General features: G+C 61.3%; 6 protein-coding genes and 1 pseudogene. 4 read left to right on the top strand and 3 right to left on the bottom strand.

All coding sequences use genetic code 11. The annotated features are described in order from the left end of the window. Window positions 1-151: 151 nt before the first annotated feature. Window positions 152-619, top strand: coding sequence for a spore coat U domain-containing protein (locus tag VIG90_RS15445; RefSeq protein WP_331594411.1), 468 nt, complete (start codon window positions 152-154; stop codon window positions 617-619). Between the two features lie 310 nt (window positions 620-929). Here VIG90_RS15445 and VIG90_RS15440 read toward each other — a convergent pair whose 3' ends face one another. Beyond that, complete coding sequence (locus tag VIG90_RS15440; RefSeq protein WP_331594410.1) at window positions 930-1622, bottom strand: alpha/beta fold hydrolase; 693 nt, start codon at window positions 1620-1622, stop codon at window positions 930-932. A gap of 331 nt (window positions 1623-1953) precedes the next feature. Beyond that, window positions 1954-3039, bottom strand: coding sequence for a LysR family transcriptional regulator (locus VIG90_RS15435; protein WP_331594409.1), 1086 nt, complete (start codon window positions 3037-3039; stop codon window positions 1954-1956). A 77-nt stretch (window positions 3040-3116) separates the two neighbouring features. Here VIG90_RS15435 and VIG90_RS15430 point away from each other — a divergent pair, with 77 nt between their 5' ends. Next, window positions 3117-3731, top strand: a complete 615-nt coding sequence (locus VIG90_RS15430; protein ID WP_331594408.1) for a glutathione S-transferase — start codon at window positions 3117-3119, stop codon at window positions 3729-3731. 30 nt (window positions 3732-3761) lie between these two features. Next, window positions 3762-4172 (top strand): VOC family protein, encoded by a 411-nt coding sequence (locus VIG90_RS15425; RefSeq protein WP_331594407.1) that lies wholly within the window; start codon window positions 3762-3764, stop codon window positions 4170-4172. Between the two features lie 268 nt (window positions 4173-4440). On the opposite strand, the gene VIG90_RS15420 is transcribed toward VIG90_RS15425, so the two are convergent. Then, the gene (locus VIG90_RS15420) at window positions 4441-4956 is read right to left on the bottom strand and encodes an AAA family ATPase (RefSeq protein ID WP_331594406.1); all 516 of its coding nucleotides are present in this window, start codon (window positions 4954-4956) and stop codon (window positions 4441-4443) included. A 530-nt stretch (window positions 4957-5486) separates the two neighbouring features. Between VIG90_RS15420 and VIG90_RS15415 the strand changes: the two are divergent. Then, window positions 5487-6143 (top strand): annotated as a pseudogene (locus VIG90_RS15415) (DUF932 domain-containing protein); the annotation flags it as partial. Between the last annotated feature and the right edge of the window lie 138 nt (window positions 6144-6281).

Genomic DNA, 6281 nt, shown 5'->3' with positions numbered 1-6281 from the left:
CTGAGTTTGTTGTGGCCCCTGGGGGCGTTGCCTATGTGACCGGGCTGGGCAAGGCAACGACGCTGCAGGCAAGCTGGGGTGGGCAAAGCTGCGCCTTTACCGCCTCGCTGCCGGAAACAGATGATCCGCAACCCGATCTGGGAGAGCTTCAATGCAAAGTGATCGGCTGATGCGCCGGATGCGGCGCGGTGCGGTCCTGATGGTCGCGACGCTCATACTCGCCGGTGGCGGGGCAGCGTCCGCTGCCGCGGCAACCTGCACGGTCAGCTCGCCCGGCGTGGCGTTCGGCGGCTATGATCCGCTGTCCTCCGCGCCGGCCGATGGCGTCGGCAACATTGCAGTGTCGTGCGACGGCGTTGCCAGCTACACCATCGCGCTGGGTCAGGGGACAGGCAATTTTTCCTCTCGCACCATGAGCAACGGCAACGGCACGCTACAGTACAATCTCTATACCAGTCCGCTGCGGAGCACGGTGTGGGGCGACGGCTCGGGCAACACCGGCATGGTTTCCGACACGGCGATAGGCGGCAACTACGCTGTTTACGGCCGGATCGATGAGCGGCAGAACGTGACGGCGGGCACATACGGCGACACCTTGACCATCACCATTACTTACTGAGGAGGCCTGAGGCTGAGGCATCAGGAAGGCTGCGCGGCGTCTCCGGGCCGCGAGAGCCGGATCACCCAAGGGCCGACGCGCGAGGCAACGGGGTCGCCTGGAGGGGGCTTGCAGGTGGCTGCAACCGGGGCGCAGCGAACGTGAAAATCGCCTGCACTGGCTGTGACGCGCCTGGCGTTGCGAATAAAGACAGTCAGCTATGGCCCGGATAGGTACGCCCAAGGGGCGCCCGGGCGATGGCGTTGAAGCTATGAAGCTGACGGCCCAGTGCGGCGACTTTCGAGATATCTGAGGTGTGGATCGCGGCAACTCAGCGCCCCGGCGCGAACTGGCGGATAACCTCATCAACGATCCAGGCACTGTCCGGCATCAGATCAAAATGGTCCCGGCCCGGACGCTCGAGGTAACGCGCGGTCTGGAAGCGCTCAGCGGCAGCAACCGTCGCATCCCGGAAAAAGCATCGCTCGCCAGCGTAGAGAAGCACCGGGGCGATGAACCTCTCAGCCACGGACTCCAGGGTCCACCACTGGGCCTCGGCGGTGCGCAATGCGCGCAGGGCCTGAGTATTGGCCGCGGCAAGCCGGCTGGCCATGCCGTGAGGCACACTGAACATCTGCGTCCAGAGGGAGAGCCAGGCCCGCGGTCCTTGAGCGAGGGTATCGGCCACCACATCGTTCGTCAGATCGACCTTCGAATGGAGCTCAAGGCCTCCAAGGATCAATCCCGCATAAGCGGCGGGATCGCGTCCGGCTGTGGCCAGTGCAATTTTGGCACCGAGCGAGTAACCCCAGATCAGCGGGCGCTTCAAACGCAAGGCAGTGATGATCGCCTCGACATCCGTCGTCATCGCCGAGAGGGCGTAGGAAGATGGATCAACTGGGCAGCTGCTTTTTCCGTGCCCCCGCGGTTCGATGCAGATTATCCCGAAATCTTCGGATAGCCGCTCAACATAGCCAAGCTCAAACCAGTCCTCACAACACATGCTGATCCCAAAGATCAGCACGAGTGGTTGGCCCGCAGTATTGCCTGCTGTTTCGTATCGAACGGCGATATTATTATTTTGCACGTAAGGCATGCGGATGAATAACGCGAGGCCGGCCCAGCAGCAACCTGTCGTGCCTATTGAACTGCCCCTCAACGGTGTCGGCGGGGAAAACCCTCACATGCCGTCCACGGCTTGACCAAGTCTGATCGATCTCAAGCGAGCCGCTTCAGGACGTGTGCCGGCGTTCGCGGATGCCCAGGTTCGGTGGTGGCACGGTCGTGCCGTTCCCTCTGGCAAGAGCCAGGGTGTGCCACACGAAACCTGGAAATGATGGATCGGGCGCATGCACCTACAAGATGGTGCCATTCAATCTGCGCCTGGCAGCTTCTGTGAAGGCGCGGATATTGGGCCGGTCCTTGCCTCCGCTCTGAAAGAGCAGGGAGATCGGGAGAATAGGCGCAGCTTCGTCTACCAGCACCCTCTGGAGCCTTCCGGCTGCCACATGGTCGGCAACCTGATACGAAAGCGCCCGGATGATGCCAAGGCCGGCAACGGCCGCGGATATGGCGGCGTCCATGTTGTTGACCGAGAGGCGCGGCGATCGCCCTGACCGTCGGCTCTCTTCAAACCCGCATCCCTGATAGGGCCCGGCTTCATCTTCGACCACGATCAGATCATGGTGGTGCAGATCAGCGAGCGTTGCGGGCTCTCCTCTTTCCCTGAGGTAAAGGGGGCTCGCACTCAGCACCCGGCGGACCTGCCCGATGCGCAGCATATGCAGCGCGCTGTCCGGCAGATCGGCGATGCGGACCGCAATATCGACGCCTTCTTCCACCAGCCGGACCACCCGGTCGAGAAGCAGCAGCCGGACCTGAAGCTCCGGGTAGAGCGTGAGCATTTCAGTGATGATGGGCAGGATATACAGCCGGCCGAACATGACCGGGGCTGTGACCGTCAATGTTCCCCGTGGGCTAGGGCCGGCGCCCCGGACGGTCTCGAAGGCTTGATCGATCTCGGCAATGCCGGCCCGACAGCGCTCCAGAAACATCGCACCGTCCTCGGTCAGCCGTACACTGCGCGTTGTCCGCATCAAGAGCGGAACGCCTAGGCTGGCTTCCAGCGCTGCGATCGTACGCGTCACGGTGGTCGGCGACATGTTCAGCCGGCGTCCGGCTTCGGCAAAGCTCGCATGCTCCGCCACGCTGATGAAGGTTCGCAGTTGCCGCAGCCTGTCCATCATCGCTCCCTGTTCCGTGACCATCATTATCATCAGAAAAAGCAATAATGAACTGCATATTTGCCAGATTATCTCCCTGTCTGACTTGAGCGAGAAAGAGCTACCGAAGCCACTCACGCCAGGGAGCAGCTCATGAAGAAGACCATCACCCCCGCCACGCTCGCGGCAGCTGCGCTCGTGCTGGACGAACGTGGGCACAAGACTGTCCCGTGCGTCCGCGACTGCCTCTCCCGCACCCTTCGGGTCCGCTGATCCCTGGCATTTGGAGACAAGCCATGAAGCTCTACCACTTTGCGCTATCCGGCCACGCGCATCGCGCGGCCCTCTTCCTCTCGCTCGCCGGCGTGCCGCACGAGCTGATCAATGTTGACCTTGCAGCCGGTGCTCACAAAGAGCCCGACTTCCTCGCCATCAACGCGTTCGGAGAGGTGCCGGTGCTCGACGATGATGGCATCATCATCGCGGATTCCCTGGCCATCCTCGTCTATGTCGCAAGAAAGATCGGCCCCTCGCACTGGCTGCCGGCCGACCCTGCCCAAGAGGCCGAAGTGCAACGCTGGCTGTCGGTCGCAGCCGGCAAAATCGCCTATGGCGCCTGTGCCGCGCGGCTGATCACCGTGTTCGGTGCGCGCTTCAGTCCCGACGAGGTGATCGGACGGGCGCACGCAACCCTCGGCGTGATCGAGCAGGTGCTGGCAACCCGCCGCTGGATCGCCGGGACGGAGCAGCCGAGCATCGCCGATGTTGCGCTCTACAGCTACATCGAACGCGCGCCTGAGGGGAATGTGGCGCTCACCGGCTACCCCGGGGTTCTGGCCTGGCTTCGCCAGATCGAACAGCTGCCCGGCTTCATCCCCTTTGCCCGGACGCGTGCAGGCCTCGAGGCCTGATCGCCCGTCTATCATAGAGGACACAGACCCATGCCATTTGACACGCTAAAGCTCGACCATGTCGGCATTCGCGTCACCGATCTTGCCGTTGCCGAGGCCTTCTATGGCAAGCTCGGCTTCGTGCGCGATCCCGAGGAATTCTCGCCCGCAGCGCGGGCATGCGGGCTCGTCCATCCGACGGGCCTGAGGATACACCTGATCTATAATGGTGAGGCAGCAGACGAAGGGAATATTCTTCTCGATGCACCTATAAAGCGGCCCGGCTACACCCACGCGGCCTTCGTCATCGACAGCATGGACGAGCTGGTCGCCTGGCTGGACCGGCAGGGCATCAGGATCAGCGAGGGCCCGCTCTTGATGGGGCACGGACGGCGTAATGTCTGCTTCATACGCGACCCTGATCTGAATGTTCTGGAATTCAACGAGATCCTGTCAGGCTGACGCTTGAGGTCTGTGATCGCCGCGCTGAACCACCCAACACCATACCCAAAAGTCAGGAAAGGTTAGCATAACCAACGGCTGGCCGCGTCAGGGAACAGCTTTGCGCTTGCTGAACGGCGTCGGCGGGCACAAGCGCGACCGTCCTGAACTGCGGCGGCCGTCCTGCGGCCCAGCGTGGCATGAGGCGTTTCAATTTCCGATTGAACACGCAAACCGGACTTGCGCAACACGCACCGCCTTTGCGTGGTCACAGAGCGCATGCACAGCATTACCAGGCCTTGAGGATCTCCTCGACTACTTGGTCGACGGTCATGGCTGATGTGTCCAGCCACAGCCCCTCGCGCGGTGTTTCGGCCTGCAGCGCGTCGGCAAGGACATTGGGAGGGAAGTGCTCCCCGTAACCCGTCTTGTGTCGTTCGGCATCGCGCTTGGCAAGGATCTCGACACTGGGATTAAGGACCACGACCCGCGGTGCAAGATCAGCCAGTGCCCGTGTGACACGGATGAAATCCGCGCCGATCAGGATGTCCTGGTAGACTGTGGTAAAACCCGCTCCGACAAAACGGCGCACCGCATCCATGGCAATATCCTGGCGCAGATGGAGTTGCCTTAACGCCTCCTCGCTGAGTACAGGGCCCATGACAGCGCCACCTTTGGCAATCATGCGCAGAAACGCATCTCCGCTGACATGGGCTGACTTTTCAAAGCGCTGCACCAGCGCCTTGGCAACAGTGGATTTGCCGGAAGCCATGGCTCCGGTAATCAGGTAAAGCGGTGCAGCCATTGTAGATCCTCTGATCAATATCACCACCTCGCGGTAGCGCAACATTGATCCAAATGTCCAGATAGGCCGGGCTTATGTGCCCGGCCATCTGTTTCAGGGAATGGCATGCGGCGAGCGTCTTGCTGCAGACCCGCTTGAGCCGATGATCTCTGGTCGAAGCCAGCGTAAGTAAAGTTCCGCGTTCAACCAATGTCGGCAGGAGCCGACATTGCCAGATCGATGTGCTCTAGGATGGCTCTGTTTTCGACGTACCAGTATGATCCATTGATCCGGACAAATATTTTTTGAAGCGGTCCCGCCCAGAGCCGGCCCTCGCGACCCATGACGGGATCCAACATTTGCAGTCTGCCAATCGCCCTGCCAGCCTTGGGTAGTCGGCACTGATTTGAGCTGAGCCGTTGCTATTTCTTCCGGACATTCAAGGTTCTCGTCCGTCCTTAGACCAGAAGAAGAAGGAGGGAGGGGGGAAGGTGAAAGGGGTATCAGGAAAGGGATGCCTCTTTCCTTTTCTAACCTCGAAAGGGCGAGCCATGCAAACAAGTCTTCTCTCTTCCCCGCCAGTCAGTGGCGCGTATCGTGTCGATATCTCCCGCGGCAGCTGCATCGGCCGCGTCTCGAGCGAGTGGTTCAGTCGCCCGGATGACGAGCGCTACCTCAGCCTTCCTGAGCTTTATGATGCGGTCAAACGCCGGGCAGAGCGGGCATCGACCCATATCGTTCCGACTGAAAAGCTCCGGGTTGAGGCACGACGAGAGGACGGATCGGATCTCTGGCTCGTTGCTCCCCATCAGGACAAGCCGATCGCCCCGACCCATTGGTCGTTCGGGCAGCTGTGCAGCCTGGTCGGCGCACCGGCCTCATACCTGCGCTCGTTGCCGAGCGTTCTGGCGGGCATCAATCTCCAGCATGGGCTGCTGAGCAGACGAAGCGAAGCGATCAAGCTCTTGGCAACGGAAGACGACCGCCTGGAACTCAGGGCCGTGACGGGCCCCGAGTACGGCCGCATCTGGGATCATGAACTGGTCGAGGCGGTCATGAGGATTGCGGGCAACGGGGCAGGGGACACCCGGTGGAAGGTGCCGGGCGTGCTCGACTGGTCGACCATGACCCATAACCCTTATGTCGATGTGACCAAAGACACGACGACGCTCTATGCCAGCGACCGGGATGTGTTTCTGTTTTTGGTGCGCCGTGTCGGCGTGTTTCACTGAGTGTAATCAATAGATTACTTGGATTGCTGGAGTTCCAATGCCCACCCGACTTACCTTGGCTGGTAACAGCTGCAACCGGGGAAACCCGGCAGGGGACCATAGCATGTCGGGAGT

The organism is Pedomonas sp., assembly GCF_036515995.1.
Classification (GTDB): Bacteria; Pseudomonadota; Alphaproteobacteria; order Sphingomonadales; family Sphingomonadaceae; genus Pedomonas.
This window is presented reverse-complemented; position numbering and strand designations above follow the sequence as displayed.